At 65.0% G+C, this 25,650-nt stretch carries 26 protein-coding genes; 12 read left to right on the top strand and 14 right to left on the bottom strand.

Going from position 1 to position 25,650, the window contains the following annotated elements:
* Nucleotides 1–16: 16 nt before the first annotated feature.
* Entirely contained in the window at nt 17–577 is a 561-nt protein-coding gene (gene petA / locus LB572_RS18590) for a ubiquinol-cytochrome c reductase iron-sulfur subunit (RefSeq protein WP_112099424.1), read from the bottom strand.
* Between the two features lie 314 nt (nt 578–891).
* Here petA and LB572_RS18585 point away from each other — a divergent pair, with 314 nt between their 5' ends.
* Nucleotides 892–1,236, top strand: coding sequence for a cupin domain-containing protein (locus tag LB572_RS18585; protein WP_140809010.1), 345 nt, complete (start codon nt 892–894; stop codon nt 1,234–1,236).
* Between the two features lie 5 nt (nt 1,237–1,241).
* Here LB572_RS18585 and LB572_RS18580 read toward each other — a convergent pair whose 3' ends face one another.
* From LB572_RS18580 to LB572_RS18560, 5 genes are all read right to left on the bottom strand, one after another.
* On the bottom strand, nt 1,242–1,553 hold the full coding sequence (locus LB572_RS18580) for a DUF6665 family protein (RefSeq protein ID WP_140808985.1): 312 nt from the start codon (nt 1,551–1,553) through the stop codon (nt 1,242–1,244).
* 9 nt (nt 1,554–1,562) lie between these two features.
* Nucleotides 1,563–3,446: an ABC transporter ATP-binding protein gene (locus LB572_RS18575; protein WP_140808987.1), complete on the bottom strand. Its 1,884-nt coding sequence runs from the start codon at nt 3,444–3,446 to the stop codon at nt 1,563–1,565.
* Nucleotides 3,443–5,335: an ABC transporter ATP-binding protein gene (locus LB572_RS18570; RefSeq protein WP_224668721.1), complete on the bottom strand. Its 1,893-nt coding sequence runs from the start codon at nt 5,333–5,335 to the stop codon at nt 3,443–3,445. The genes LB572_RS18575 and LB572_RS18570 overlap by 4 nt, the downstream gene beginning before the upstream one ends.
* 245 nt (nt 5,336–5,580) lie before the next feature.
* The gene (locus LB572_RS18565) at nt 5,581–7,461 is read right to left on the bottom strand and encodes an ABC transporter ATP-binding protein (RefSeq protein WP_224668720.1); all 1,881 of its coding nucleotides are present in this window, start codon (nt 7,459–7,461) and stop codon (nt 5,581–5,583) included.
* 26 nt (nt 7,462–7,487) lie between these two features.
* A complete protein-coding gene (locus tag LB572_RS18560; protein WP_224668719.1) occupies nt 7,488–7,904 on the bottom strand; it encodes a hypothetical protein in 417 nt (138 codons plus the stop codon).
* 467 nt (nt 7,905–8,371) lie between these two features.
* Here LB572_RS18560 and LB572_RS18555 point away from each other — a divergent pair, with 467 nt between their 5' ends.
* From LB572_RS18555 to LB572_RS18540, 4 genes are all read left to right on the top strand, one after another.
* Nucleotides 8,372–8,830 carry a tRNA (cytidine(34)-2'-O)-methyltransferase gene (locus LB572_RS18555; RefSeq protein WP_224668718.1) on the top strand — a complete coding sequence of 153 codons (459 nt, stop codon included), beginning with the start codon at nt 8,372–8,374 and terminating at the stop codon, nt 8,828–8,830.
* A 208-nt stretch (nt 8,831–9,038) separates the two neighbouring features.
* On the top strand, nt 9,039–9,485 hold the full coding sequence (gene soxR, locus LB572_RS18550; protein ID WP_140808997.1) for a redox-sensitive transcriptional activator SoxR: 447 nt from the start codon (nt 9,039–9,041) through the stop codon (nt 9,483–9,485).
* A gap of 73 nt (nt 9,486–9,558) precedes the next feature.
* Nucleotides 9,559–10,485, top strand: coding sequence for a hypothetical protein (locus LB572_RS18545; protein WP_224668717.1), 927 nt, complete (start codon nt 9,559–9,561; stop codon nt 10,483–10,485).
* A complete protein-coding gene (locus LB572_RS18540) occupies nt 10,482–11,777 on the top strand; it encodes a glycosyltransferase family 4 protein (protein ID WP_224668716.1) in 1,296 nt (431 codons plus the stop codon). Before LB572_RS18545 ends, LB572_RS18540 begins: the two co-directional genes overlap by 4 nt.
* A 36-nt stretch (nt 11,778–11,813) precedes the next feature.
* Here the strand turns inward: LB572_RS18540 and LB572_RS18535 are convergent, their stop codons facing one another.
* A complete protein-coding gene (locus LB572_RS18535; protein WP_224668715.1) occupies nt 11,814–12,071 on the bottom strand; it encodes a hypothetical protein in 258 nt (85 codons plus the stop codon).
* Between the two features lie 285 nt (nt 12,072–12,356).
* Between LB572_RS18535 and hemF the strand changes: the two genes are divergently transcribed.
* The 3 genes from hemF (at nt 12,357) to LB572_RS18520 (ending at nt 14,218) form a co-directional block, all read left to right on the top strand.
* Entirely contained in the window at nt 12,357–13,271 is a 915-nt protein-coding gene (hemF, locus tag LB572_RS18530; RefSeq protein WP_224668714.1) for an oxygen-dependent coproporphyrinogen oxidase, read from the top strand.
* Nucleotides 13,272–13,529: 258 nt separating this feature from the next.
* Complete coding sequence (locus LB572_RS18525) at nt 13,530–13,790, top strand: DUF1344 domain-containing protein (RefSeq protein WP_224668713.1); 261 nt, start codon at nt 13,530–13,532, stop codon at nt 13,788–13,790.
* A 242-nt stretch (nt 13,791–14,032) separates the two neighbouring features.
* Nucleotides 14,033–14,218, top strand: coding sequence for a DUF1059 domain-containing protein (locus LB572_RS18520; protein WP_008877709.1), 186 nt, complete (start codon nt 14,033–14,035; stop codon nt 14,216–14,218).
* Nucleotides 14,219–14,333: 115 nt separating this feature from the next.
* Here LB572_RS18520 and LB572_RS18515 read toward each other — a convergent pair whose 3' ends face one another.
* From LB572_RS18515 to LB572_RS18505, 3 genes are read right to left on the bottom strand one after another with little or no spacing between them, the layout of a single operon-like run.
* Nucleotides 14,334–15,602: a CCA tRNA nucleotidyltransferase gene (locus LB572_RS18515; protein WP_224668712.1), complete on the bottom strand. Its 1,269-nt coding sequence runs from the start codon at nt 15,600–15,602 to the stop codon at nt 14,334–14,336.
* The gene (locus LB572_RS18510; protein WP_224668711.1) at nt 15,599–16,231 is read right to left on the bottom strand and encodes a CoA pyrophosphatase; all 633 of its coding nucleotides are present in this window, start codon (nt 16,229–16,231) and stop codon (nt 15,599–15,601) included. Before LB572_RS18510 ends, LB572_RS18515 begins: the two co-directional genes overlap by 4 nt.
* A complete protein-coding gene (locus tag LB572_RS18505) occupies nt 16,231–16,890 on the bottom strand; it encodes a DUF1285 domain-containing protein (RefSeq protein ID WP_140806791.1) in 660 nt (219 codons plus the stop codon). The genes LB572_RS18510 and LB572_RS18505 overlap by 1 nt, the downstream gene beginning before the upstream one ends.
* Nucleotides 16,891–17,045: 155 nt before the next feature.
* Here LB572_RS18505 and LB572_RS18500 point away from each other — a divergent pair, with 155 nt between their 5' ends.
* The 4 genes from LB572_RS18500 to LB572_RS18485 are packed head-to-tail and all read left to right on the top strand — an operon-like array spanning nt 17,046 to nt 23,895.
* The gene (locus LB572_RS18500; RefSeq protein ID WP_224668710.1) at nt 17,046–18,050 is read left to right on the top strand and encodes an AAA family ATPase; all 1,005 of its coding nucleotides are present in this window, start codon (nt 17,046–17,048) and stop codon (nt 18,048–18,050) included.
* Nucleotides 18,050–18,988, top strand: a complete 939-nt coding sequence (locus LB572_RS18495; protein WP_224668709.1) for a DUF58 domain-containing protein — start codon at nt 18,050–18,052, stop codon at nt 18,986–18,988. The genes LB572_RS18500 and LB572_RS18495 overlap by 1 nt, the downstream gene beginning before the upstream one ends.
* Entirely contained in the window at nt 18,985–21,804 is a 2,820-nt protein-coding gene (locus LB572_RS18490; RefSeq protein WP_224668708.1) for a DUF4159 domain-containing protein, read from the top strand. The genes LB572_RS18495 and LB572_RS18490 overlap by 4 nt, the downstream gene beginning before the upstream one ends.
* 3 nt (nt 21,805–21,807) lie before the next feature.
* A complete protein-coding gene (locus LB572_RS18485) occupies nt 21,808–23,895 on the top strand; it encodes a hypothetical protein (RefSeq protein WP_140806782.1) in 2,088 nt (695 codons plus the stop codon).
* Nucleotides 23,896–24,061: 166 nt separating this feature from the next.
* Here the strand turns inward: LB572_RS18485 and clpS are convergent, their stop codons facing one another.
* The 4 genes from clpS to LB572_RS18465 form a co-directional block, all read right to left on the bottom strand.
* Nucleotides 24,062–24,367, bottom strand: a complete 306-nt coding sequence (gene clpS, locus LB572_RS18480; RefSeq protein WP_224668707.1) for an ATP-dependent Clp protease adapter ClpS — start codon at nt 24,365–24,367, stop codon at nt 24,062–24,064.
* 128 nt (nt 24,368–24,495) lie between these two features.
* Entirely contained in the window at nt 24,496–24,822 is a 327-nt protein-coding gene (locus tag LB572_RS18475; RefSeq protein WP_224668706.1) for a hypothetical protein, read from the bottom strand.
* 149 nt (nt 24,823–24,971) lie between these two features.
* Entirely contained in the window at nt 24,972–25,223 is a 252-nt protein-coding gene (locus LB572_RS18470; RefSeq protein ID WP_140806780.1) for a hypothetical protein, read from the bottom strand.
* A gap of 37 nt (nt 25,224–25,260) precedes the next feature.
* The gene (locus LB572_RS18465) at nt 25,261–25,602 is read right to left on the bottom strand and encodes a hypothetical protein (RefSeq protein ID WP_224668705.1); all 342 of its coding nucleotides are present in this window, start codon (nt 25,600–25,602) and stop codon (nt 25,261–25,263) included.
* Between the last annotated feature and the right edge of the window lie 48 nt (nt 25,603–25,650).

Below are 25,650 nucleotides of genomic sequence, written 5' to 3'. Positions count from 1 at the left end.
CGAAATATCCCCTGCCTCAACCGATAAGGATCTTGGTATCGGAAATGAACTTGAATACCGGGATCGCCATGTTCTCCGGCGCCGGGCCTTTGCGGATGCGGCCGGCGGTATCGTATTGCGAACCGTGGCACGGGCAGAACCAGCCGCCGAAATCGCCTTCCTGGCCGAGCGGGATGCAGCCCAGATGCGTGCAGACCTGGACCATGACCATCCAGGCTTCCTTGCCGGGCGTGGTGCGGTTGGCGTCTGTCGCCGGCGCGTCGGATGGCAGGTTGGCGTTGCGCGCGATCGGATCCTTGAGATCGGCGAGATTGACGGCTTCGCCGTCCTTCATTTCCTTTTCGGTGCGGTTGCGCACCACCACCGGCTTGCCGCGCCACTTGACGATCAGCGAAGAACCGGGCTGCAGCGAGGCGACATCGACCTCGACCGAAGCCAGCGCCAGCGTCGAGGCATCGGGGCGCATCTGGTCGATGAACGGCCACGCGACGGCTCCAGCGCCGACAACGGCGGCCATGCCGGTGGCTACGTAGAGAAAATCGCGACGGTTGGGATCGTGGATGTCGGTTGCGCTCACGGGTGCCTGATCCTTTCGCCTCTTCCTAACCGGAGGCCGAGCCTTGTCCCCGCTCAATCGCACCTGCCCGACAGCGCATGGCGAACAGGCTAGCGAATTCCTCCGGCATTTGGATTTTCGGTTTATGCGTGCGGCCCGTTTTTGTCCAGTCGGGTGAAGGCACAAGGGCAGATTGTCGCGGGGATGCGCGGCGGCCGCGGCCGGCGCATCCCCGCCAGGCCGCCGGACGGGGTGAAACAGGGGGAAGTCCGGGGGGGGAAATCGGGCCGGTGTTCGCCTCGACATCGGCTCCTGGCCCGGTCTATTGTCCCGCCATGGCGCATGTCATCGAACGCGAGAGCTGGGCCGAGGCCTCCGACCGCTGGAAAGGCGAGCTGCAATGCGGCCAGTTCGGCGCCAATTCCTGCCTGATCTTCAACTATCAGCCGACGGTCGGCGGCGGCCCGCGCCTGCACAAGCACCCCTATGCGGAAATCTTCGTCATCCGCTCCGGCACCGGCCTGTTCACGGTCGGCGACCGGGAGATCAAGGCCACGGCCGGGCAAATCCTGATCGTGCCGCCGGACACGCCGCACAAATTCACCAATCTCGGCCCCGGTCCGCTCGAAAGCACCGACATCCACGAGAACGGCCACTTCATCACCGAGTGGCTGGAATAGCGGTTTTAGCTGGCGCCCAGCCTGACCAGAATAGCCCTCGGGATGTCGTACTCGCGGATCACGGCATCGTGCTTGCGCAGACCGCAAAGCTCGCGCTGGATGAAATAGCCGTGCACGGCCGCGGCCGCCTCCTTCAGCAGCCGGTTGCGATGCTCGCCCTCGCCGCCCTCGCGCAATTTGGCAAGGGTTTCCTCCACGCGCTGGCCGGCGCGGCCGAGCGCGGCGGCTTTTTCGGCGAGGATTTCGTGGCCGAGCAGGTCGAGCGCGCTTTCCTGCGCGCCTGACCGTCCGAAATTGGTGGGCATACGTACCGACATGGTGCCGTTCTACTCCGCCGGCCGCGTCTCTTCCAGCGCGCTTTCCTCGTTGAACAGGAAGCCGCCGGACTGTCGTTTCCAGAGCCGCGCATAGAGTCCGTCGAGCGCCACCAGCTCGTCATGCGTGCCCTGTTCGACGATGCGGCCGCCGTCGAGCACCACCAGCCTGTCGAGCGCCGCGATCGTCGATAGCCGGTGCGCGATGGCGATCACGGTCTTGTTCTCCATCAGCCTGGTCAGATTCTCCTGGATTGCCGCCTCGATGTCCGAATCGAGCGCCGAGGTCGCCTCGTCGAGAATCAGGATCGGCGCATCCTTGAGGAACACGCGCGCGATGGCGACGCGCTGCCGCTGGCCGCCCGAGAGTTTCACGCCGCGCTCGCCGACATAGGCCTCGTAGCCGGCGCGATCGCGGTTGTCGCGGAGCCCCAGGATGAAATCATGCGCCTCGGCCTTCCGGGCGGCGGCGATCACCTGCGCATCGGTGGCGTCCGGCATGCCGAGCTTGATGTTGTCGCGCAGCGAGCGGTGGAAAAGCGCGGTATCCTGGCTGACGACGCCGATATTGCCGCGCAGCGAGTTCTGCGTCACATGCGCGATATCCTGGCCGTCGATCAGGATCTGGCCGCCTTCCAGGTCGTAGAGGCGCAGGATCAGGTTTGCCAACGTCGTCTTGCCAGCGCCCGACGGGCCGACCAGACCGACCTTTTCGCCCGGACGCACCATGAGATCGATTCCGTCGAGCACACCCGCCCCCTTGCCGTAGTGGAAGGTGACGTTGCTGACGTCGATGCGGCCGCCGGTGACGATCAGTTCTCCGGCGTCCGGCGCGTCGGTCAAGCCCAGCGGCTGCGAGATCAGCGCCTTGGAATTCTCCAGCACGCCGAGATTTCGCAGGATGCTGTTGAGCTGCATCATCAGGCGGCCGAGCAGCATGTTGAGCCTCAGCACCAGCGACAGGGTGAAGGCGACGGCGCCGACGGTGATCGAGCCTTCGACCCACAGATAGATGGCGAAGGCCGCGATCGCCGTGATCATGACGCCGGAGAGCATGGTGAGCGCCATGCGCACGCCGGTCAGCCGGCGCGTGAACGGCCGCAGCGCGTCGAGATAGATGTCGAAGCCGTTGCGGATATAACGGTCGTCGCCATCGGCCGAAAACAGCTTCAGCGTCTGCACGTTGGAATAGGAATCGACGATGCGGCCGGTGATCATCGAGCCGGCCTCGGCGGTCGCCTCGGCATGTTTGCGGATCGCCGGCAGGTAGAGCTTGGCCAGCCAGCCGAACGCGGCGATCCACACCACCACCATGACCGCCAGCCGCAGATCCAGCCCCGCGACCAGCGCCAGCGTCGTGACCGTGTAGACGATCATGAACCAGACCACCTCGATGAAGCTTTCCATCAGGTCGCCCGTCGCCTGCCCCGCCTGCCAGACCTTGGTTGCGATGCGGCCGGCGAAATCGTTCTGGAAGAAGGCGTAGGACTGGCGCGAGACATGCCGGTGCGCCTGCCAGCGCACCAGATTGTAGAAGCCGGGCGTGATCGTCTGCTCGTCGACCAGCGCCGAAAGGCCGACGACCGCGGTGCGGATGACGAGCACCACCGCCCCCATGAACAACAGCTCGGGGCCGGCCGCGGCCCAAAGTGCGTGCCAGCTGCGGTCGCCCGGCAATTGATCGAGGATATCGACCAGCCTTCCGACGAAATAGAACAGGCCGGCTTCGACCAGCGGCGCAATGCCGCCGATGATCAGCATGGCGAAGAAGGCGAGCTTCGCCTGCCCGACATAGTGCCAGAGGAAGGCGCCGACGCTGGCGGGCGGCCGCAGATTGGCGGGCTCGCGGAACGGGTAGACCCAGTGCTCGAACCAGCGATAGATGGCCTGCATCATTGGGCGGCTTCACCTTTCGTCGCCAAACCGTCGGCGACCGGCTTCTCCTCGAGCAGGAACCCGCCCGACTGGCACCGCCAGAGCTGGGCGTAGAGCCCGCCTTTGGCGATCAGAACCTCATGCGAGCCGTCCTCGATGATACGGCCCTTGTCCATGACGACGAGCCGGTCCATCGCCGCAATCGTCGACAGGCGATGGGCGATGGCGATGACGGTCTTGCCCTGCATGAGCTTGTAGAGGTTCTCCTGGATGGCGGCCTCAACCTCCGAATCGAGCGCGGACGTGGCCTCGTCGAGAATGAGGATCGGCGCATCCTTCAGCATAACGCGGGCAATCGCGATGCGTTGCCGCTGGCCGCCGGACAGCTTCACCCCGCGCTCGCCGACGAGCGCCTCATAGCCGCTTTGCCCATGCGGATCGGTCAGTCCCGCGATCACATCGTCGATCTGCGCGGCTTTCGCAGCGCTGAACATCGCCTCGTCGCTGGCCGACTGGCGGCCATATTTGAGGTTCTCGCGGACGGATCGATGCAAAAGCGAGGTGTCCTGGTTGACGAAGCCGATCGCCGCCCGAACGCTCTCCTGCGACACGTTGCGGATGTCCTGTCCGTCGATCAGCACCTTGCCGTCCTGCACGTCGAATAGCCGCAGCACGAGGTTGACCAGCGTCGACTTGCCGGCGCCGGAACGCCCGATCAGGCCGACCCGCTCGCCCGGCGCGATCGTCAGCGACAGATCGTCGATGACGCCGCCTTTGCCGTCCTTGCGCCAATAGTTGAAGTTCACCCGGTCGAACTCGATGCCGCCGGCAGTCACGACGAGGGCCGGTGCATCAGGCTGGTCCTGCATGGTGATGGGACGCGCGATCGTCGTCATCGAATTGCTGGCGACGCCGATCTGCCGGAAGACGTTGGCGCCGACATCGAGGATCCTGCCGGAGATGTTGGCGATCTGCAGCGCGAAGGGTATCGCCGTCGCCACCGCCGCCGTGGTCATGGCGCCGGCGTTCCAGCCCGCGAGCGCCAGCCAGCTTATGGCGACAAGCAGCGCCGCGTTGAGGACGAACAAGGCCGACCACATCAGCGTGAAAACGCGCATCAGCCGGTAAAACGTGTCGGCGTGCTCGGCCACCGCTTGCGAGACATATTTGTCTTCATGCTCGCCGGTCGAGAATGTCTTCAGCGTCAGGATATTGGTGTAGCTGTCGACCATACGGCCGCTCACCTGCGACCACCGCTCCGACAGTTGGGACGAGCGCTGGGTGATCCTCGGCATCGCAAACCAGAAGATCAGGCAGTAGAACACCAGCCACACCGCCACCACGGCCAAGAGAAGCGGGTCGAGCCGCGCCAGCACCACGATGGCGACCGCAACGAAGACCAGCGCGTACCAGACGGCATCGACGGTGAGATTGACGCTCATCTCCACTGAATCGCCGCTTTGCATGACCTTTGTTCCAATGCGGCCGGCGAAGTCGTTCTGGAAGAACGACCAGTCCTGGCGCACGACATGCCAATGGCTCTGCCAGCGGATGAGGTCGATGAGGTTCGGCGCGATGGCGTGGTTGCGGATGAGCGCGTCGATGACCATCGCGAGCGGACGCAGCGACACGACGATCGCCATCATGACGAGCAGCGGCCCATGCGCGGCGAAGAAATCGCCCGGCGTGGTGCTGGAGAGCAGGCCCACGATCAGCCCGACGAAAATCGGCAGCATCGCGTCCACTATCGCCGCGACCGCAACGATGATCATGCGCAACCAATAGGCGGCGCGAAACTGCCTTATGAAATACCAGTAGAACCGCCGGAGCCCCATTGGCGGCTGCCGGTCTTCGGCCAGCGCCACCGGCGAATAACGGCTTTCGAACCAGGTGAAGATGCGGTCGAACATTTTTCTCTCATAGACGCCGGAAACCCGCCGGCACCCGAATGGTCGCCGACGGGCCTCTGACCGGGTCGAGGCAGGCCTCTGACCAGGTCGTGGTTACGCCCGGGATCGATTCCCCGCAATCGCCGTAACCTTGATGCCGGAGCGGCCCGACAGAACCGTCGGGCGTTCCAAGTCTTTGTTTTGCGAGAATTCCAGACGGAAAACCGCTACGCACTTTTCCTGGAATTGCTGCAATCGCGATCGCGTTACTCCGCCGCCATCTCGGATTGAGGCGCCTTCGCATCGGACTCAGCCGGCGCTTCATCGAGCAGGAAGCCGCCGGACTGGCGCTGCCAGAGCTGGGCGTAGAGCCCGCCCTTGGCGACGAGTTCCTCATGCGAGCCTTCCTCGATGATGCGGCCCTTGTCCATGACGACGAGCCTGTCCATCGCCGCAATCGTCGACAGCCGGTGCGCGATGGCGATGACGGTCTTGCCCTGCATCAGCTTGTAGAGGTTCTCCTGGATGGCCGCCTCGGCTTCCGAATCGAGCGCCGAGGTCGCCTCGTCGAGGATCAGGATCGGCGCGTCCTTCAGCATGACGCGGGCGATCGCGATGCGCTGCCGCTGGCCGCCGGACAATTTGACGCCGCGATCGCCGACATGGGCGTCGAATCCCTTGCGGCCGTTGTGGTCCGAAAGCCCGCCGATGAAATCGAGCGCCTCCGCCCGGCGCGCCGCCTCGGTGAGCATCTCGTCGGTCGCGTCGGGCCGGCCGTAGAGGATGTTCTCCTTCACCGAGCGGTGCAGCAGCGAGGTGTCCTGCGTCACCATGCCGATCTGCGCGCGCAGCGAATCCTGGGTCACGGCGGCTATCTCCTGGCCATCGACCAGGATCCTGCCGCTTTCCAGGTCGTAGAAGCGCAGCAAAAGGTTGACCAGCGTCGACTTGCCGGCGCCGGAGCGGCCGACAATGCCGACCTTCTCGCCCGGCCTCACGGTGAGCGACAGCTTCTCGATGACGCCTTTCTGCTTACCGTAGTGGAAGCCGATATCGTCGAAACGGATCTCGCCCTGGCTGACGGCGATGTCCTTCGCGCCCGGCCTGTCCTCGACCAAGCGCGGCAGCGAGATCGACTGGATGCCGTCCTGGACCGTGCCGATATTCTCGAACAGCCCGGACATTTCCCACATGATCCACTGCGACATGCCCCACATGCGCAGCACCAGGCCGATGACCACGGCGACGGCGCCGATCGTCACCGCCTGGCCGAGCCACAGCCACAGCGAGATCGCCGTGACGGAGAACAGAAGCAGGGAATTCAGGATGTATAGCAGGCCGTAGAGCACCGTCACCAGCCGCATCGAGCGGTAGACGGTGTCGAGGAAGCTCGCCATGCCCTCTTTGGCGAAGGTCGCCTCGCGGCGCGCATGCGAAAACAGCTTCACCGTCTGGATGTTGGTGTAGCTGTCGACGACGCGGCCGGTCATGGTCGAGCGCGCATTGGCCTGCTCCTCGCCGACCTTGCCCAGCCGCGGGATGAAAAAGCGCAGGAGCAAGATATAGCCGACCAGCCAGACGGCGAGCGGTGCGGCCAGCCGCAAGTCGGCCGAGCCGACGATGAACAGCATGCCGAGGAAGTAGACGACGACGTAGTTCAAGACGTCGATGAGCTTGATCACGCATTCGCGCACGGCGAGCGCCGTCTGCATCAGCTTGGTGGCGATGCGGCCGGCGAACTCGTCCTGATAGAAGGCCATCGACTGCTTCAAGAGATAGCGATGCACCTGCCAGCGGATGCGCATGGGATAATTGCCCATCAGCGTCTGCTGGTTGAGCAGCGAATGCAGCCAGACCGTGCCCGGCAGCGCGAACAGCACGATGAAAGCCATGCCGGCGAGCTTCCAGCTCTCGGTCTGCAGGAAGGTTTCGCGGTTCTGCCCCGACAGCCAGTCGACGATGCGGCCCATGAAGCCGAACATCCACACTTCGGCGATGGAGATCGCCGTCACCAGCAACCCGTCGACAATGATATAGGGCCAGGCCCCGCGCGTATGATGCACGCAGAAGGCGACCAGCGTCTTCGGCGGCTCGACCGGCTCCGCGGCGGGAAACGGATTGAGCCTGTTTTCAAACCAGCGGAACATTTCAGGCACTCGACTTGTCTATGCGCTCACGCGGCGCGGGATTGATGGGCAAGGCTTTGCGGCCGCGAGGCATTGCGGGCCGGCGACACGGAATCATCCGCGTCGCCGTCCCTGCTGCGCGCAATATAGGGTTTCGCCGGCATTTCGCCGACAGGCTCGTTCGACGATCCTGACGACCCCGAGCTTGCCGATGAAAAGCCGGAGCCCGCCCGGTTCCGGTCACCGGGCCGGATCAGACGGATGATCCGGCGCACCAGCGTGGGTCGGCTGTGATCGGGCACCGCGCGCGAGAAATCGACATCCGGCAGCATGCCGCGATGCGGCCTGCGCCGTTCCTCGGCATGCACCGCCGACGAATAGGTCTCGCCGATCAGCAGCGCCCAGGTCGCCACCTTGCGCTCGTGCAGGCTTCTTGACCCCGGTATTTTATAGGGATCGAACATTGGTCCGTCCTCCATATGCAAATGCGTTAAAAAGGGTGATGCGGCCTCGACCACCGGCATTCGACCGAAGGCGCGGATCGAATCGGTCGGGACGGGACGGCAAGCGTCGATTGGGACGCGGCAAGCGTCGGCCTCGACACGTTCAGCTGGGGCGCGGCGCCCCTTTGGCAGTTTGAAAAACATCGCAAGATTCCTTCGAAGGCCGAAAACTGGGTTCGGCGGGAATCGGTGCGATCAGGACTTAAAGTGTCAGAAGAATCGTCGTACCGAAACCGCCGGCGGGCATACGTGAGCCCCGGATGGGAGCTGGATGTGCATGGTCATCATGTGTTCCCCTCCATTCGGTTCGGGTTGACGATGGTGGGCATATACTCGACTTCGCAGAAAATGGCCACCCGCCAGTCCAGAAATCGCCGAAAGCCAGAGATGCCTGTGGCCGATCTGCCACTTATTAGCAGGATGCGAAAATGAACGATCGTCTCCGCGTCGCGCTCTACCAGCCGGATATCGCCGGCAACACCGGGACAATCCTGCGCTTCGCCGCCTGCCTCGACATCGGTGTCGACATCATCGAGCCGGCCGGTTTCCCGCTCTCCGACCGAGCGCTGAAACGGGCCGGCATGGACTACCTCGAAATGGCGGCGCTTTCCCGCCATGCCGACTGGCACGCCTTCGAGGCGTGGCGAAAAACCAGCGCGCGCCGCCTCGTGCTGCTCACCACCAAGACCACCAGCGCCTACACGGACTTCGCCTTTGCCGCCGGCGATATTCTCCTGTTCGGCCGCGAATCCGCGGGCGTGACGGAAGAGGTCCATCAGGCGGCGGACGCGCGACTGACCATTCCGATGCGGCCGGGCGCGCGCAGCATCAATGTCGCGCTGTCCGTCGCCATGGTCGCGGGTGAAGCGCTCCGCCAGATCGGCTAAAGCAATTCCAGGAAAAGTGTGAAACGGTTTTCCGTTCGGAATTGCGTCGAAACAACGAGCCAGCTTTCGCGCTTCGGCGCTATCCCGAATCCCCGTCCCTTCGGCCGTCATTCTTGCCCAGGCGCACATCGCCTTCTCCTGCATTTGCCATGTGGTCGCTCTCTGGCTACAAGCTCAACTTAACTTGAGGTCAAGCGGGAATTTGAGAATGACTCCGGTAAGGGAATTGACGGTTGGTCAGGTGGCGATGCGCAGCGGCGTTGCGGTATCGGCGCTGCATTTCTACGAGGCGCGCGGGCTGATCCGTAGCCATCGCACGTCCGGCAATCAGCGGCGCTACAGCCGCGACGTGCTACGGCGTGTGGCGATCATCCGTGTCGCCCAGGAGGTCGGCATCTCACTTGCCGACATCGCCGCGGCATTTCAATCCCTGCCGGAGGGCCGCACCCCAACGCGCGAGGACTGGAACCTGCTTTCGACAGCCTGGCGCGACGAGCTCGACCAGAAGATCGCTCAGCTCAAGAAACTGCGCGATGGGCTGACCGATTGCATCGGCTGCGGCTGCATGTCGATCGACAAATGCCCGCTGAGAAACAAGGAAGATCGGCTGAGCGCCCAAGGGTCGGGAGCGAGGCGGCTGTTGGTCGAGCGCTGAGCGGAGCCGCCTAAATGCTTGTTTCTCAAACGCGACAAATATCCCGCTGTCGAGATCATCGCAAAAATGGTCATTGCAAGACAAGGCTCTTGGCCTGCAGGAGAACGCCTTCGACGTCAATCTTTTCCGCAACCCGGTGGATCGCAGCGGCATGAGTTGGAGCGCCATCGCGTCCTTCGGTCCGAAGGCCTTGTACGACCTGAACCTCGCCGCGCAGGATTTCGCCTCGCGCCAGCGGCCTTCCCCAGCCGGCCTCGCCGAAGCTTCGGCGCATGATCTCTACCTCGCCCCCCATTGCGACGACATCTGCTTTTCGCTTGGAGCCTTCGCGCTCAGGCGGCGAAAAGGCGTTCTGCTCACCTTGTTCTCGAAGTCCGGCTATGTGGCCCGGCCGCGGACGGTCGCCGCGCATGGTGACGAGCGCATCGCTGCGATTTCCAGCCTGCGCCAGCGCGAAGATCTTGCCTTTGCCAGCCAAGTTGGCCTGCGCCTGTATTTCGGCGGGCTCGACGAGGCGCCGCTGCGCGGCCATGCCCCCTTCGACACCGCCAAGGCGGAGGACGACGCGCGGCGGCTCGACGGCGCCGTCATCGCGGCGATTTTCGCGGCGGCAACGGAATGGCCAAAGGATCGGCGGCCCTGGCTCTTCTGTCCGATGGCCATCGGCGGGCATATCGACCACATGGTGGTCCTCAAGATCGTGTTGCGGCACTACGACGCCCTGCGGGCGCGCTGGCGCATCGCCTTCTACGAAGATCTGCATTATGCCTCGGCCTGGCGGGTCCGGGCGCCCGGGCTTGCGAGATTCGAGCAGCTTGCCGCGTGGCTGAAGGCGCGGCGCTCGATCTGGCCCATCGGCGCGGCGGCCGACAAATTGGCGCTTGCCGCGCTGTATCCGAGCCAGTTCGTCGAACTGCCGGCCTCGATAAAGCCGTTCACGCCAGCGCAGCGCATCCCGACCCCCGCGCATGAGGCGCTCTGGAGCGCCGAGCAGGCATGACCCACGACGGCCCGGCCCTGCCGTCCCTGCACTCCGCTTGGACGGAGGTCGCCAGGAACTGGTCGCACCCGACCGACAAATGGCGCCGGCTGATAGCCCGCCTTCGGCGGCCAGGGCCTTCCATTGCCGCATCAGAGTTTTCCGCCCTGGCGCGCTCGCCAGAAGATCTTGGCGACTTGCGTCCGCATTTGCTCGTCCTGGTGCCCTGGCTGCCGATGGGCGGCGCCGAGGTGCTGCTGGCCGATATCCTCGACAGCCTCAAGGCCGAATGGCGCCTCAGCATCGTCACCACCGAGACCGGCGACCAGGCGCTGGCGCCGGCATTCGCGGCAATCACCACGGAAATCTACCATTTGCCCGACTTGGTCGAGCGGCGGCATTGGTTCGAATTCGTCGCCGCGCTTATGGCCTCGCGCGATTCCAAGGCGATCCTGTCCAGCGGATCGCGCTTCCTCTACAAGAATCTGAAGCGGATCAAGGCGCGCTTTCCGGCGATCCTGAGCTACGACATTCTGCACAATGACGCGCCAAAGGCGCATTTGGCTTCGGCGCTCCGTGCCAGGCTGCACATTCATCGCCTCATCGCCGTGAACGAAAGAATCCGACGCTCGCTCGCCTGCGGCGGCGCCAGCCCCGGGACAGTGGTCGTCATCCCCAACGGCGTTGATTACGAAGGCGTCTTCAATCCGCAAGGGGTCGACCTCGGCGCGGCCCGCAGGCGCTTCGGAATCGGCGATGGCACCTTCGTCATCGGTTTCGTCGGGCGGATGAGTGAGGAAAAGCGCCCTCTCGCCTTCCTGGCGGTGGTGGCGCCGATCCTCGCCGCCCACGCCAATGTCCGGATCCTCGTGCTGGGCGACGGTAAGATGAAGACTGCGTTTCGCGATGCGGCCCGTGCCGCCGGCATAGCCGACCGCGTGCATCATTTGCCTCGCGTCGATCGCGCGGCAATGCCACAGTTTTACGCCGCGTGCGGCATCCTCGTGATGTCGTCGCGCATCGAAGGCACGCCGCTGGTGATGCTTGAGGCATTGGCGATGGGCTGCCCGGTGGCGACCACCGATGTCGGCGATGCGGCGCTGGTCATCCGCGAAGGCATCAACGGCTTCATCGTTCCGGTCGCGGCTCCGGAAGCTCTGACGCCGCGCATTGCCGGGCTGGTCGGCGACGAGGCAGCCGTCGAGCGGATGCGCGCGGCGGCCCGGCAATCGATCGTCGACACCGGACGTTCGGCCGACGCCATGCTGGCCGCCTATCGGGCATTGATGCGGCCATCCCGGCAAACCCCGTGAATATCGAGGCCGAACCGGCTGCGATCGCGGCGCGCTTCAATCGGCCGCCGGCAGCCGGCGCATGGTGAACTCGATCAGGTCGCCCGGACGTTCGAACCAGCTTTCGATCTCGGTCCAGTAGGCCTGCTTCGGAAAACGCTCGAACCACTCTTTCGCCTTCAGGCGCGCCGCCGGCCGCGGCAGCACGAAGGTCTCGCGCAGGAATCCGTCGCGCGGCTGGTTTGCACGCTCGGCCCGCGAACGTTCCAGCCTCTTCTTCAAGCCATCCAGCGGCGGTCTTGCCGGGGTGCGCACGAAGGAAACTCCTTTGCACCTGGATCAGACAGGACTTGACCCTTGTCCTCAAGAGATTAGGGATCGCGGGCGGAAAAAACCAGTGGTCCGATTCCAACACTCGCCTGCATACCCGCAAGACCGTTGCGGGTGTCGGAATCGCAAGGGCCGCTAGCAAGTTTTTGTTTCTAGTGGAGTTTTCGAATTTGACATTCGCATCGTGCCCTGAGCCACGCGGTGTGCAAATGTCGAATCCGCTCCACCAGGTCATTTGTCAGGCAAGTAGGCCTGGGACTGGAGACCGAATTGGAAAGACCTGACCTTCCGGTGGGCCTGCCGGCCGACATCGAGCAGAAGAAGATGAAGGCCCGCCTCTGGTTCGAGGCCTTGCGCGAGCGGATCTGCGCCACCTTCGAGCAGATCGAGCAGGAGCTCACCGGCCCGCAAGCGTCATGGTCGCCCGGCCATTTCGAAAAAACCCCCTGGGAGCGCGACGAAGGCCGCGGCGGCGGCGGCACCATGTCGATGATGCGCGGTCGCGTCTTCGAGAAGGTCGGCGTGCACACCTCGACCGTCTATGGCGAATTCTCGTCCGAGTTCAGGAAACAGATTCCCGGTGCCGAGGAAGACCCGCGCTTTTGGGCGAGCGGCATTTCGTTGATCGCCCACCCCTGGAACCCCAACGTCCCGGCCGTGCACATGAACACGCGCATGGTCGTCACCACGCGTCAGTGGTTCGGCGGCGGCGCCGATCTGACGCCGGTGCTCGACCGTCGCCGCACCCAGGACGATCCCGACACGATCGCCTTCCATCGCGCCATGCAGTTCGCCTGCGAGAGGAACGCCGCCGTCGCCGACTATCCCAAATTCAAAGCCTGGTGCGACGAATATTTCTTCCTGCCGCACCGCAACGAGGCGCGCGGCATCGGCGGCATCTTCTTCGATTGGCTGCATTCGGACGAGGCCAGCGGCGGCTGGAACGCCGATCTCAATTTCGTCCAGGATGTCGGACGCTCCTTCCTCGTCGTCTATGCCCATCTGGTGCGGGGCAACTTCAACCAGCACTGGACCGATGGCGAGCGCGACGAACAGCTCGTCCGGCGCGGCCGCTACGTCGAATTCAACTTGCTTCACGATCGCGGCACCATCTTCGGCCTGAAGACCGGCGGCAATGTCGCCTCGATCCTGTCCAGCCTGCCGCCCGAGGTAAAATGGCCGTAACGATCCGGTGAGCTCGGCCATGGCCGCATTGCTGTCCCATTCGCCGAATCTTGGCGGGCAATGTGGCAGGTTCGATATCTTTTTCGTCTAATATCCTTTTGAAAAAATTGAGTTATTTAAGATCGTCGGGTCGGGAAGCGCCGACGGTCGAAGCGGAGATCACTTGTCTCCGCCGGCCGTGACCCGACGCGACTTGACGGCCCCGAGCAAAGAGGGGTGCCTGATCAAACGGGCACCCGCATTCCAGGAGAGCATGCCATGCGCAAGCTTATCGTGACGGCGGCAGCCGCCGCCTTTCTCGCCTCCGGTGGCGCCGCGTTCGCGGCGGTCAAGCACACCACCGGCACCGTGAAGAGTTTTGACGGAACGGCCATGAGCCTTGTTCTGGACGATGGAGCCACTTTCACCTTGTCCAAAGCCTTCAAGGATCCCGGCATCCAGGCCGGCGAGAAAGTCCGCGTATCCTGGGACATGAGCGGCAAGAACAAGATTGCCGAGGCCGTCAAGATCATGAAGTAACGACCTTGCCCGGAAGGTCCAGTTCTCAGGCAGCAGGGAAAGGCGGGGCGTAGCGCTCCGCCTTTCCTTCCATTCCGGGACAGGGACTTTCGATGCAACCGAACCGTCCGACACGTGTTATGATAGTCCGGCAGAGCAACCGGAAGAGGCGCGCCGCCGTTTCCCTCCCGGACTGCCAAGACAAAATCAGGGGCGGCCGGCCAGCCAAAGTCGAACCACCCCACGCTAGGAAAGGAAGAGTCATGAAGGAATTCCAATGCGGATCGCTGGTTCCCGGCTGTGACTGGCACACGCGCGCCGACGAGGAAGCCGAAGTCATGCGCCGCGCCGTCGAGCATATGCGCGAGACGCATGGCGAAACCGTCATCCGCGAGACGATGATCGAGGCGATCCGTTCGCGCATCCAGAAGGTCCGCGACGCGGCCTGAATCTGGCGACCGCTAATGCATGTCGCCCAGAAGTGTGCTCGGTTCTGGGACAACGACATGCATCAAAACAAAGACTTAAAGCGCGTCGCCTGAATCCGGTTCAGCGCGACGCGCTTTAGGTTTCCAGCGCTTGCGCGGCGCGTTTCACGAGCGCGCCGCGTTCCAGGGTGAAGCCCGACTCGACCCATTCCCTCTCGAGGTTCTTCAGCGTTGCGCCGAGCTTCGGCCCGGGCGACGCGCCAAGCCCGGTCAGGTCGGCGCCCTTGATCGGAAACGCCGGCTTTTCCCATTTCAGCGTGAAATTGAGCAGGCGTGAAAAACCGCCGGCTTCGATCATCGCCTGATTGTCCTCGATGGCACGCGTCCGCGCGGCGGCAAGCGCCAGCCGAATGCGGTCGAGATAGCCGCCGCAATCGCCGTAGTAGAGTTTCTTGGCCAATTCGGTCTCGGTCATCTTGGCATCCGGCGCAACGGTCAGCGCCCAATGCCGCAGCCGGTCGGCATCGTCGTTCGAAAGCCGCAGCCGTTCGCCAAGCGTCTTCATACGCACGGCATCGGGCGGAAGGATCGCCTCCAGCCTCAGCATCGGATCGACGGCCCAGCCGAGATCCTTTCCGGCCTTGACCAGGCCATGGATGGCATCGATGCCCCATTTCTCGCTCTCCGGCAGCACGGCGGTGAGCACGCCGGCCTGGCGCATCCATAGCAGCGCGCGCGAGGGATCCGGAGCCGACAGGAGCTTCTTCAGCTCGGACCAGACGCGTTCGGCGGAAAGCCGCGCGAGCCCTTCCTTCAGCCTGGCGCAGGCCTTCAGCCCTTCCGCGTCCGGCCGTCCCTCGCCATACCAGGCAAAGAAACGGAAAAAGCGCAGGATGCGCAGATAATCCTCACGGATGCGCGCCTCCGCGTCGCCGATGAAGCGCAGCCGCCGCGCTTCGATGTCGGCAATGCCGCCGACGAGGTCGACGACCCTGCCGTCCGCTTCGGCATAGAGCGCGTTGATGGTGAAGTCGCGTCGCTCGGCGTCGGCTTTCCAGTCGCGTCCGAAGATCACTTTTGCCCGCCGGCCATCGGTCTCGACATCGGCTCGCAGCGTCGTGACCTCATAGGGCTTGCCGCCCGCGACCACGGTGATGGTGCCATGCTCGATACCTGTTGGCACCGTCTTGAAGCCGGCCGCCTCGGCGCGCCGGACCGTTTCCTGCGGCACGGTGGTCGCGGCGATGTCGATGTCGGCGACCGGCTGGCCCATCAGTGCATTGCGCACCGCGCCGCCTGCGACACGCGCTTCCTCGCCGCCTTGCTTCAGCGCCGCAAGCAGCTTCTGCAGGTGCTTGTCGTTCAGCCAATCGGCCCTGCCCGAGAGTGACGCCTCAGCGCTCAACCATAAAGCCTTTCATAGAGGGTACGGATGATGCCGGCGGTGACGCCCCAGATGCGCTGGCCGCCATAGGGCATCTCATAGAAGAACCATTCGAGCTCGTTCCACATGCGGCTGTCGCGCGCGTGATTGGCCGGGTCCATTAGGAAGCTCAAGGGCACCTCGAAGGCAGCGTCGACCTCATCGGCATTGAGCGTCAGCGAAAAACCCGGCCGCACGATGGCAAGCACCGGCACGATGCGGTAGCCGCTGCCGGAGACGTAGTCCGGCATGCGGCCGATGATCTCGATATGGTCGCGATCGAGACCGATCTCCTCGAAGGTCTCGCGCAGCGCCGTGGCCTCGGGGCCTGGATCGGTCGGATCGATGGTGCCGCCTGGAAAAGCCACCTGGCCGGAATGGCTGCGCAGCTTCTCGGCGCGCTTGGTGAGCAGCACCATGGCGCCCTCGGCACGGTCGACCACGGGGATCAGCACCGCCGCGTCGCGTAGCGGCTTGATGTGCTTGAACCTTGGATGGTCGGGATTGAAGCGGTGGTCGCCGAAATCGTCGCCCGGGCCGAACGCGGCCTGCGCCGCGACGCGCGCCCGAAAATCCGCGATCGAAAACGCCGCCGGCGTCATCTGATCCATCACGCGCTCAGCCGTCTCAGTTTGTCGGCCGGCATGATCGGATAGACCTCGCCGCCCGAGCGGACCGCGAACATCGCCCTGCCGTCGATGTCGATCTCCTCGCCATGCTCGACCAGTTCATACATCACCGGCCGCGCCACCAGCGCCTCCAGCCGCCCGCGCACCAGCACATAGGGTTTCAGGCCACCGGTTTCGTCCTCGTCGAGGAAGCGCAGCGGATGGCCGGGGCCGGCGGCGACGACATCGCCGACATTGGTGCGGAAGGTGATGACCTGCTCGTCCCCGCTGCCGGACACATTCATTTCGACGGCGACGAAGGGCGCATCGACGACGCGGATCCCGACCCGCTCGACCGGGGTCACCAGATAGGTCTTGCCGTCCGCATCCTTGCGCAGGACGCTGGAAAACAGCTGCACCAGTGGCATGCGGCCGATCGGCGTGCCGAGATAGAACCAGGTGCCGTCCGCCTTGATCTCCATGTCGAGATCGCCGCAGAAGTCCGGATTCCAGCGCTCGACCGGCGCCGGCCCCTTGCCTGCGCGCGCCGCGCGCGAAATCAGCGCCTCCAGGCCGCGCGCCTCGGTGGCGCCAGTCAGACTCTGCTTGCTCAGGCTCTGCTCGCCCGGGCTTTGTTCACGATGTTCGCTGCGTTCAGCCATGGTCACGAAATAGTCACTGTTGTCCCGATTGTCAGCCTTGTCCGCCCAAGTCTGTGATTTAAGTACGATTGCAGGCGCCAGGCGGGGCCGAATCGCGGCATTCTGCACCATTGAGAATGCAGGCCGGTATTTCCAACCACAAGGATCGAAACGGCATGAGCGTGATGATCAAGGAAAGCCCGATCAGCGAAACCGCGATGATCGAGGAAGCCGAAAAGGCGCTGGCCGACATCTCCAGGGTCCGCGACGCGGTCGGTCGGGTGATCTTTGGCCAGGAAGCCGTCGTCGAGCGCACGCTGGTGGCGTTGCTGGCCGGTGGCCATGCGCTGCTGGTCGGCGTGCCGGGCCTGGCCAAGACCAAGCTGGTCGAGACGCTTGGCATCGTGCTCGGCCTCGATTCGCGCCGCGTCCAGTTCACCCCCGACCTGATGCCATCGGATATCCTCGGCTCCGAGGTGATGGAGCAGGACGAGTTCGGCAAGCGTTCCTTCCGCTTCATTTCCGGGCCGATCTTCACGCAATTGCTGATGGCGGACGAGATCAACCGCGCCTCGCCGCGCACGCAATCGGCGCTGCTGCAGGCGATGCAGGAATATCATGTCACCATCGCCGGCGCCCGCCACGACCTGCCCTCGCCCTTCCACGTGCTGGCGACGCAGAACCCGCTGGAACAGGAAGGCACCTATCCGCTCCCCGAGGCCCAGCTCGACCGCTTCCTGATGCAGGTCGACATCCTCTATCCGGAAATCGAGGCGGAACGCCGCATCCTGCTCGAAACCACCGGCGTCGACGAGGCCAAGGCCGACAACGTGCTGCAGCCGGCCAGGCTCAGGGAAATCCAGACGCTGATCCGCCGCATGCCGGTGCCGGAAAGCGTCGTCGAGGCAATCCTCAAGCTGGTGCGCTCGGCCAGGCCAGGCCAGGGCAACGCCGAAACGGACAAGCACGTCGCCTGGGGGCCAGGCCCGCGCGCCAGCCAGGCGTTGACCCTGTGCGCCCGGGCGAGAGCCCTATATGATGGCAGGTTGGCACCCTCGGTCGACGACGTCCGCGCCTTGGCCGAACCGGTGCTGCAGCATCGCATGGCGCTGACTTTCGCCGCCCGCGCCGAAGGCACTTCCGTGCGCGACGTGGTGGCGAAGCTGGCAAAAGGCATCTGATGGGTCGAATAGGCGAGGTCCAGGCACCGGTTGCGACGCGCGACGCGCTCGCTCGTGGTCGGTTGCGGGCTTCACTGGTGCCGGACCTGCTGGTCGAGGCGCGCCGCATCGTCAACACGGTGATTGCCGGCTGGCACGGCCGCCGCAAGCGCGGTATCGGCGAGAATTTCTGGCAGTTCCGGCCCTATGTCGAAGGCGATTCCTCGCGCATCGACTGGCGTCGCTCCGCCAGGGACGACCATACCTATGTGCGCGACCGCGAATGGGAGGCGGCTCACACCGTCTGGCTCTGGGCCGACCCTTCGCCTTCCATGCTCTATAAATCCGCCGGCGCCGGCGTTTCGAAGGAATCGCGCGCGCTGGTGCTGGCGCTTGCCCTGGCCGAGCTCCTGTCACGCAGCGGCGAGCGCATCGCCTGGCCGGGCCTGACCGACCCGTTCACCGCCCGCAACGGCGCCGAGCGCATCGCCGCCCAGCTCAGCCATGCCGCCGCGCTGCCCGCCAAGCCCGACCTGTCGGCCATTCGCCGCTTCTGCGACATCATCCTCGTCGGCGACTTCCTCGACCCGGTCGAGGAAACCATGGCCTGGCTCGACGTGCTCGCACGCCACGGCGTGCGCGCGCATCTGATCGAGGTGGCCGACCCGGCCGAGGAAACCTTCCCCTATGCCGGCCGCACGGAGTTCACCGATCCCGAGACCGGCGACAAGCTGACCGCCGGCCGCGCCGAGATGCTGGCTGAGGAATACCGCCTGCTCTACAAAGCCCGCCGCAAGGAACTGGCCGCGTGGTGCAAGCGGCTCGGCTGGAGCTACACCGTCAACCACACCGACCGCCTCGCCTCCGAGGCGCTGGTGCGCGTCCACATGGCGATGACCGCCGACGGGCATCCAAGGCTGACCGCCGGCGGCGGTCATGCCGGAAAGGCGGTCGCATGAGCTGGCTGCCGCTCTCCTTCGGGGCGCCCATGGTGTTGTGGGGCCTTCTGGCGCTGCCGGTGATCTGGTGGCTGCTCAGGCTCACCCCGCCTAGGCCGCAAACGGAAGTTTTTCCGCCGCTGAAGATCCTCGCGCGGGTCCTGAGGCGCGAGGAAACCCCGCAGCAAAGCCCCTGGTGGCTGACGCTGCTTCGGCTGCTGATGGCGGCGCTCGTCGTCATGGCGCTGGCCGAGCCGGTCTTCAATCCGCGCGAAAAACTGCCTGCCGAAGGTGCTGCCCTGGCGCTTGTCGTCGACAATGGCTGGGCGACTGCCGCCGACTGGAACAAGCGCGTGGCCACCGCCGAGCGGCTGATCGCAGATGCCGGCTCGAACGGCGTGCCTGTCGTCATCGCCTTCACCGCCGAGAAGCCCAATGCCGAGATCGGTCCTTTCGACGCCTCGGCCGCGCTCGATCACCTGCGCGCCGCCAAGCCGCGGCCGGTCCCGACTGACCGTCCTGCCGTCTACGCCCGCGTCGCCGCCGCGCTGGAGCGCCTGCCTGGCGCCAGCGTTGCGGTGCTCGCCGATGGGCTTGCCGCCAAAGGTGACGACGCCGCTTTCAAGACGTTGCTCGAAAAGAACGCCACAGGGCTGGTCTGGGCCACCTCCGACCGGCCTTCCCTGACCGGCCTGATTGGCGCCGACAACCAGGTCGACGGTTTCGCTTTGACCGCCATCCGCGCGCCGGGCAATCCGGCGCCGGCGCAGGTCACCGCGGGCGCCTTCGACGACAAGGGCCGCCGCATCGCCGATGCGACGCTGACCTTCGCGCCGGGTGAAGCCACCGCCACGGCGGCGATGGCGGTTCCCTTCGAGCTGCGCAACGATTTTGCCTCGATCGCGCTCGACGGCGAGCACCAGGCCGGCGCCGTGCGCGTGCTCGACGAGAGTTCCAAGCGACGCCGCGTCGGTCTTCTGTCGCAGGCCGAGGCCGACCAGGCGCAGCCGCTTCTGTCGCCGCTCTACTATATCCGCCGCGCACTGCAGCCCTTCGCCGATCTGGTCGAGCCATCGAGCGCCGACCTGGCCGACGCCATTCCGCAGCTTCTCGACCAGAAGCCGGCAATGATCATCATGGCCGATGTCGGCACCATACCGGAGCAGGTCAAGCAGCGGCTGGTCGACTGGGTCGACAAGGGCGGCACGCTGGTGCGTTTTGCCGGCCCGCGTCTTGCCGCGGCCGGCAATGACGACGACCTTTTGCCGGTCAGGCTGCGCAGCGGCGAGCGCGCGCTGGGCGGCGCGCTCTCGTGGACCACCCCGCAGGCCGTCACCGAATTCCCGAAGAACGGTCCCTTTGCCGATCTTTCCCCGCCCTCCGAGGTGACGGTGAGCCGGCAGGTTTTGGCCGAACCGACGCCCGACATCGTCGAGCGCACCTGGGCCACGCTTGCCGACGGCACGCCGTTGGTGACGGGCATGAAGAAGGACAAGGGCACGCTGGTGCTCTTCCATGTCACGCCCGAGGCGACCTGGTCGAACCTGCCGATCTCCGGCACCTTCGTCGAGATGCTGCGGCGCGTCGTGCAGTTGTCACGCAACCAGGGCGCCGCGATCGCCAATGCCGAAGCCACTGCCGCGTCGCTGGCACCCTATCGCATGGTCGGCGCCGACGGCATGCTGACCCCGCCCTCGCCCGATGCCAGGCCGCTGGTGCCCGGCGCCGGCCCGCTGCCAGTGACGCTGGAAAACCCGCCCGGCCTTTACGGCTCGGAGACCGGGGTGTTCGCGCATAACCTGCTCGACGCCTCAAGCACGTTCGCGCCGCTGGCGCGCCCGCTGGTCTCGCTGCCGGTGACAGCCGTCCCCTACGCCTTCGACGAATCGGAAAACCTCAAAGGGCCGCTGGTCGCCATCGCGCTCCTGTTGATGGTGCTCGACACCTTGGCCGTGTTCTGGATGGGCGGCCTGCTGGCGCGCCGGCCGCGCCGTGCGGCCGTGGCGACCGCCGCAACCGTTCTGATCGTTCTGGGCGGCCTTTTCGGCCACGCCGACCTTGCCCGCGCCGACGATTCGAAGCCGGGCGACGCCCAGGCGATCGACGATATTTCGAAAACCCGCATCGCCTATGTGATCACCGGCGAACCGGGCGTCGATGCGATCAGCCGCGCCGGCCTTGAAGGCCTCACCCGTTTCCTGATCGAGAAGACCGCGCTCGAGCCCGGCCCGCCGGCTGGCGTCGACATTGCCAAGGACGAGCTGTCCTTCTTCCCGCTGATCTATTGGCCGATCGATGCGACCGCGCCGATGCCCAGCCCGGCGGCGATCGCCCGCATCGACGCCTATATGCAGCAGGGCGGCACGGTTCTGTTCGACACGCGCGACCAGTTCTCGAACGGTATCGGCGCCGGCTCGGCAAGCCCTGCGACCGAGCGGCTGCGCGACATCCTCGGCAATCTCAACGTGCCGCCGCTGGAGCCGGTACCGTCGGATCATGTGCTGACCAAATCCTTCTTCATCCTTCCGGAGTTTCCCGGCCGCTTCAACGGCAGCCCGCTCTGGGTCGAGGCTTCGCTCGACGCCAGCAACACCGAGAACCGCCCCGTGCGCACCGGCGACGGCGTGTCGCCGATCATGATCACCGCCAATGATTTCGCCGGCGCCTGGGCCATCGACGAAAACGGCGATCCGATGCTGCCGACCGTGCCGCCGGACCCGATGCAGCGCGTCTATGCGCTGCGCGCCGGCGTCAACATCATGATGTACATGCTGACCGGCAACTACAAATCCGACCAGGTGCATGTGCCCGTGCTGCTCGAGCGGCTGGGGCAGTAGGTCATGAACTGGTCGATCTCCTTCGAACCGCTCCTCTCCTGGCCGCTTTTTGGCTTGCTCTTCGTGCCGTTGCTGCTGCTAGCGCTGGTCGGCCTGTGGTTTCGCCAACGCGGTTCGGCATTGCGCTTCATCGCGCTGCTCGCGCTTGCCGCGGCATTGCTCAATCCCGTGTTCCTCGCCGAGGAACGCGAGGCGCTGAAGAGCGTCGTCGCCCTCATCGTCGACCGCAGCCAGAGCCAGGACATCGGCGACCGCACCAAGCAGACCGACGAGGCGCTCGCCGGCTTGCAGCAGCGTCTTGCCCGCTTCAAGCAGTTCGATGTCCGTGTCGTCGAGGCCGGCAAGTCCGAAGCCGCCGACGAGCGCACCGAAACCAAGCTGTTCAGCGCCCTGGAAGGCGCCTTCCGCGACGTGCCGCCGTCGCGCATCGGCGGCGCCATCATGATCACCGACGGCGAGGTGCATGACGCGCCGGCCGGCGCCGCGGAGTTCAATGCGCCGCTGCATGCGCTGATCACTGGCAACGAGCATGAGAAAGACCGCCGCATCCGCTTCGAGAACGCGCCGCGCTTCGGCCTCGTCGGCAAGCCGCTCGACATGACTTACCGCGTCATTTCGACGGAAGGCGACGGCGCTCCGGTGGACGTGCGCGTCTCGGTCAATGGCGAGCAGGTCTCGGTCGAGCACGCGACGGTCGGCCAGCCGATGAAGCTCTCGGTCACCATTCCCAATGCCGGCCGCAACATCGTCCAGCTCGGCATCGACCGCGATCCCGGCGAGCTGACCGACGCCAACAACCGGGCGATTGCCCTGGTCGACGGCATCCGCGAGAACCTGCGCGTGCTCTTGGTTTCGGGCGAGCCGCATGCCGGCGAGCGCACCTGGCGCAACCTTTTGAAGTCGGACGCGTCGGTCGATCTCGTCCACTTCACCATTCTGCGCCCGCCGGAAAAGCAGGACGGCACGCCGATCAATGAACTGTCGCTGATCGCTTTCCCGACGCGCGAGCTGTTCGTCGAGAAGATCAAGGATTTCGACCTGATCATCTTCGACCGCTACCAGCACCGCGACGTGCTGCCGATCCTCTATTACGATTACATCTCCGAATATGTCGAAAAGGGCGGCGCGCTGCTGATTGCCGCCGGCCCCGAATATGCCGGTGAAAACTCCATCGCCCGCACGCCGCTCAACGCCGCGCTGCCGGCCATGCCGACCGGCGAGGTGGTGGACAAGGCGTTTTATCCGCGCCTGACCGATCTCGGCCAGCGCCATCCGGTGACGCGCGGGCTCGACGGCTCGGCGAGCGAGCCGCCGCACTGGAGCCGCTGGTTCCGCACCATCGGCGTCAAGAATCCGGAAGGCGAAGTGGTGATGAAGGGCGCCGACAACCGGCCCCTGCTCCTGCTCGACCGCAAGGGCGAAGGCCGTGTCGGCATGCTCTTGTCCGACCAGGGCTGGCTGTGGGCGCGCGGCTTCGAGGGCGGCGGCCCGCATGTGCAGCTTTATCGCCGCATCGCCCACTGGTTGATGAAGGAGCCGGAACTGGAGGAGGAACGGCTGACCGCCGACGGCCGCGGCATGATGCTTGAAATCCGCCGCCAGACGATGAGCGATGATCCGGGTCCCGCCCAGGTGATCACGCCGTCCGGCAAGGCCGTGACGGTGAAGCTCGATAAAGCCGAGCCCGGCATCTTCACCGGCAGCCTGCAGACCAGCGAGATCGGCCTTTACCAGATCGGCAATGGCGATCTCACCGCGTTGGCCCATGTCGGCCCGATCAACGCGCCGGAATTCGCGGACGTCGTCTCGACCGAGGACAGGCTGAAGGCGCCTGCGGAGGCGACCGGCGGCAGCGTGCGGCGGCTGGCCTCGTCGTCGACGCTTGGCAATCTCGCCGGCGGCGTGACCTTGCCGTCGATCGTGCCGGTCCGCTCTTCCGCGGCCGCGTCGGGCGACGACTGGATCGGCCTTCGCACCACCGACGACAGCGCGCTCAAGGCGGTGTCGCGCGTGCCTCTGTTCGGCGGCTTCCTCGGCCTCGGCCTGCTGCTGCTCGCCATCGGCTCGATGTGGTATCGCGAGGGGCGGTAGTGCCACCTTCCCCTTCTCCCCTTGTGGGAGAACGTGGATCGGCGCGATAGCGCCGAGACGGATGAGGGGTGCTCCAGCGAAGTGACATGTCGGCTTTCCCTGGAACACCCCTCATCCGTCGCCTTCGCCGACACCGTCTCCCACAAGGGGAGAAGGGAAGCGCGCGCTACTCTTCCGGTTCGACGGTGAACAGCAGCGGGTAGCCCTTGGCCTTGCCGGCATCGGTGGCGCGCGCCGCCTTGGTTTCGGCGACGTCGCGCGTAAACACCGCGACCACGCACACGCCGCGCGTATGCGCGGTGATCATGACGCGGTGCGCCTGATCCTCGCTCAGCTTGAATTCGCCCTTGAGCACCCTCACCACGAACTCGCGCGGCGTGAAATCGTCATTGACGAGGATGACCTTGTAGAGCTTCGGCCGCTCGGTCTTCGGCTGCGTCTTGACGCGGGGCTTGATGACGGTTTCGGGCATCGGAATCCACCAGTGACGAACTGGGTTTTCATTTCACTTGTCACGCGGGAACGCGCTCGTCCATTTGCCTGCGCAACACCGACGAGGCCAAGGCGATGGACTTTATGTGGGGAAGTGCTGCCCGCTGGTCAACGGCCCTGCCGCCCGGCCGTGCGCGACCTGCCAGGGCCACCGTCGTCGATCCCCGATCCACGCTCTACGAGCGCGAAGGACATCCAGCCGACAAAGCCGATCACGGTCGCGCCGGTCAGCAAGAGCAGAATCCAGGACTGCGTCGGCGTGATGTAGTCGAAGCTTGAAGAGATCAGCGGAGCGAATAGCTCAGGCTCGGTCCTGCCACTGGCGGGATCCGGCACGGGGCTTGCGGTGAAGATGATCAACGATCGCGCGGCCGCGGTGGCGATCAGGCCGCCAAGCGTCAGCGAGCGCATCAGGGACGAAAACCGCTTCTTCATGCGGATTGTCCTACAGCACCGGCATTGCGATCGGGTTAAGGATCGGGGCAGCGCGCGGGAGCTGCCGGTGTCAAGTTTCGGCCGCCGGAAGACCGCTCCAGCCGGAACCGGCCGGAGCGGTCTTGAATGATCAGGACTGAAAGCCTGGATTACGACTTCTTCGCCGGAGCCTTCTTGGCCTTCTTGACCGGGCACTTGTGCGTCTTGGTCACCTTGCAGGCTTTCTTGGCAGCGGCTTTCTTCATCGGCTTCGCAGCCGTGCTGTCGGCCGGAGCAGCCGTGGTGGTCGCGGTCGAAGCAGCCGGGGCGGCGGTCGTCGTGGCGGCGGCGTTGCCGAGAGCCGGCATAGCGAAAGCGAGAGCAACACCGAGGCCGAGGGCGGAGAGGATGGACTTCTTCATGGCTTCATTTCCTTTTTCTTGCAGGTCTGGATGAGTGTCACTGACCGGGATCGATCGGTGTCACTCCAAGCAACTTCAAAGCATTTGCGAGCATCCGGATTCCCTGTGCCTGTTTCTTGTTGGCGCAGAACCGGTCTCCCTTTCTTTGCAGTGCTTTCGCCGCGGTGACCTGCGTTGCCGCGGCATGGGTTTCGAGGGCTTCGTCAACCTGACGGCTGAGATCGGTGCAGCGCTCGGTCCGGGTGAGTGGGGCAACCCTTGCGCTGGCCGTGACCTTCGCGGGAGTCGCGACCTTCGCGGGGGTCGAGGTGCCGGCTGCTGCTGTGATGAGCGACATGCTGAGCAAAGCACCCGTCACGCTGATCCAGAACCTCTGCATTGGTCTTGTCCGTTACTCCGGAAACTTGCGTCGCAGCCGATGACCTGA

It is taken from the genome of Mesorhizobium sp. BH1-1-5, assembly GCF_020165615.1.
Lineage (GTDB): Bacteria > Pseudomonadota > Alphaproteobacteria > Rhizobiales > Rhizobiaceae > Mesorhizobium.
The sequence above is the reverse complement of the archived record's forward strand: the minus strand, read 5'-3'. Positions and strand labels throughout refer to the sequence as shown.

Excerpts from the sequence above, each read along its gene's own strand:
- LB572_RS18470 (WP_140806780.1), bottom strand. The coding sequence starts at position 25,223 with ATGAAGAAGTCCATCCTCTCCGCCCTCGGCCTCGGTGTTGCTCTCGCT.
- LB572_RS18490 (WP_224668708.1), top strand. The coding sequence starts at position 18,985 with ATGAGCTGGCTGCCGCTCTCCTTCGGGGCGCCCATGGTGTTGTGGGGC.
- LB572_RS18505 (WP_140806791.1), bottom strand. The coding sequence starts at position 16,890 with ATGGCTGAACGCAGCGAACATCGTGAACAAAGCCCGGGCGAGCAGAGC.
- LB572_RS18560 (WP_224668719.1), bottom strand. The coding sequence starts at position 7,904 with ATGTTCGATCCCTATAAAATACCGGGGTCAAGAAGCCTGCACGAGCGC.
- LB572_RS18520 (WP_008877709.1), top strand. The coding sequence starts at position 14,033 with ATGAAGGAATTCCAATGCGGATCGCTGGTTCCCGGCTGTGACTGGCAC.
- LB572_RS18525 (WP_224668713.1), top strand. The coding sequence starts at position 13,530 with ATGCGCAAGCTTATCGTGACGGCGGCAGCCGCCGCCTTTCTCGCCTCC.
- LB572_RS18465 (WP_224668705.1), bottom strand. The coding sequence starts at position 25,602 with ATGCAGAGGTTCTGGATCAGCGTGACGGGTGCTTTGCTCAGCATGTCG.
- LB572_RS18585 (WP_140809010.1), top strand. The coding sequence starts at position 892 with ATGGCGCATGTCATCGAACGCGAGAGCTGGGCCGAGGCCTCCGACCGC.
- clpS (WP_224668707.1), bottom strand. The coding sequence starts at position 24,367 with ATGCCCGAAACCGTCATCAAGCCCCGCGTCAAGACGCAGCCGAAGACC.
- LB572_RS18555 (WP_224668718.1), top strand. The coding sequence starts at position 8,372 with ATGAACGATCGTCTCCGCGTCGCGCTCTACCAGCCGGATATCGCCGGC.
- LB572_RS18570 (WP_224668721.1), bottom strand. The coding sequence starts at position 5,335 with ATGTTCGACCGCATCTTCACCTGGTTCGAAAGCCGTTATTCGCCGGTG.
- LB572_RS18565 (WP_224668720.1), bottom strand. The coding sequence starts at position 7,461 with ATGTTCCGCTGGTTTGAAAACAGGCTCAATCCGTTTCCCGCCGCGGAG.
- soxR (WP_140808997.1), top strand. The coding sequence starts at position 9,039 with ATGACTCCGGTAAGGGAATTGACGGTTGGTCAGGTGGCGATGCGCAGC.
- LB572_RS18510 (WP_224668711.1), bottom strand. The coding sequence starts at position 16,231 with ATGGATCAGATGACGCCGGCGGCGTTTTCGATCGCGGATTTTCGGGCG.
- LB572_RS18475 (WP_224668706.1), bottom strand. The coding sequence starts at position 24,822 with ATGAAGAAGCGGTTTTCGTCCCTGATGCGCTCGCTGACGCTTGGCGGC.
- LB572_RS18495 (WP_224668709.1), top strand. The coding sequence starts at position 18,050 with ATGGGTCGAATAGGCGAGGTCCAGGCACCGGTTGCGACGCGCGACGCG.
- LB572_RS18540 (WP_224668716.1), top strand. The coding sequence starts at position 10,482 with ATGACCCACGACGGCCCGGCCCTGCCGTCCCTGCACTCCGCTTGGACG.
- LB572_RS18580 (WP_140808985.1), bottom strand. The coding sequence starts at position 1,553 with ATGTCGGTACGTATGCCCACCAATTTCGGACGGTCAGGCGCGCAGGAA.
- LB572_RS18500 (WP_224668710.1), top strand. The coding sequence starts at position 17,046 with ATGAGCGTGATGATCAAGGAAAGCCCGATCAGCGAAACCGCGATGATC.
- LB572_RS18575 (WP_140808987.1), bottom strand. The coding sequence starts at position 3,446 with ATGATGCAGGCCATCTATCGCTGGTTCGAGCACTGGGTCTACCCGTTC.
- LB572_RS18485 (WP_140806782.1), top strand. The coding sequence starts at position 21,808 with ATGAACTGGTCGATCTCCTTCGAACCGCTCCTCTCCTGGCCGCTTTTT.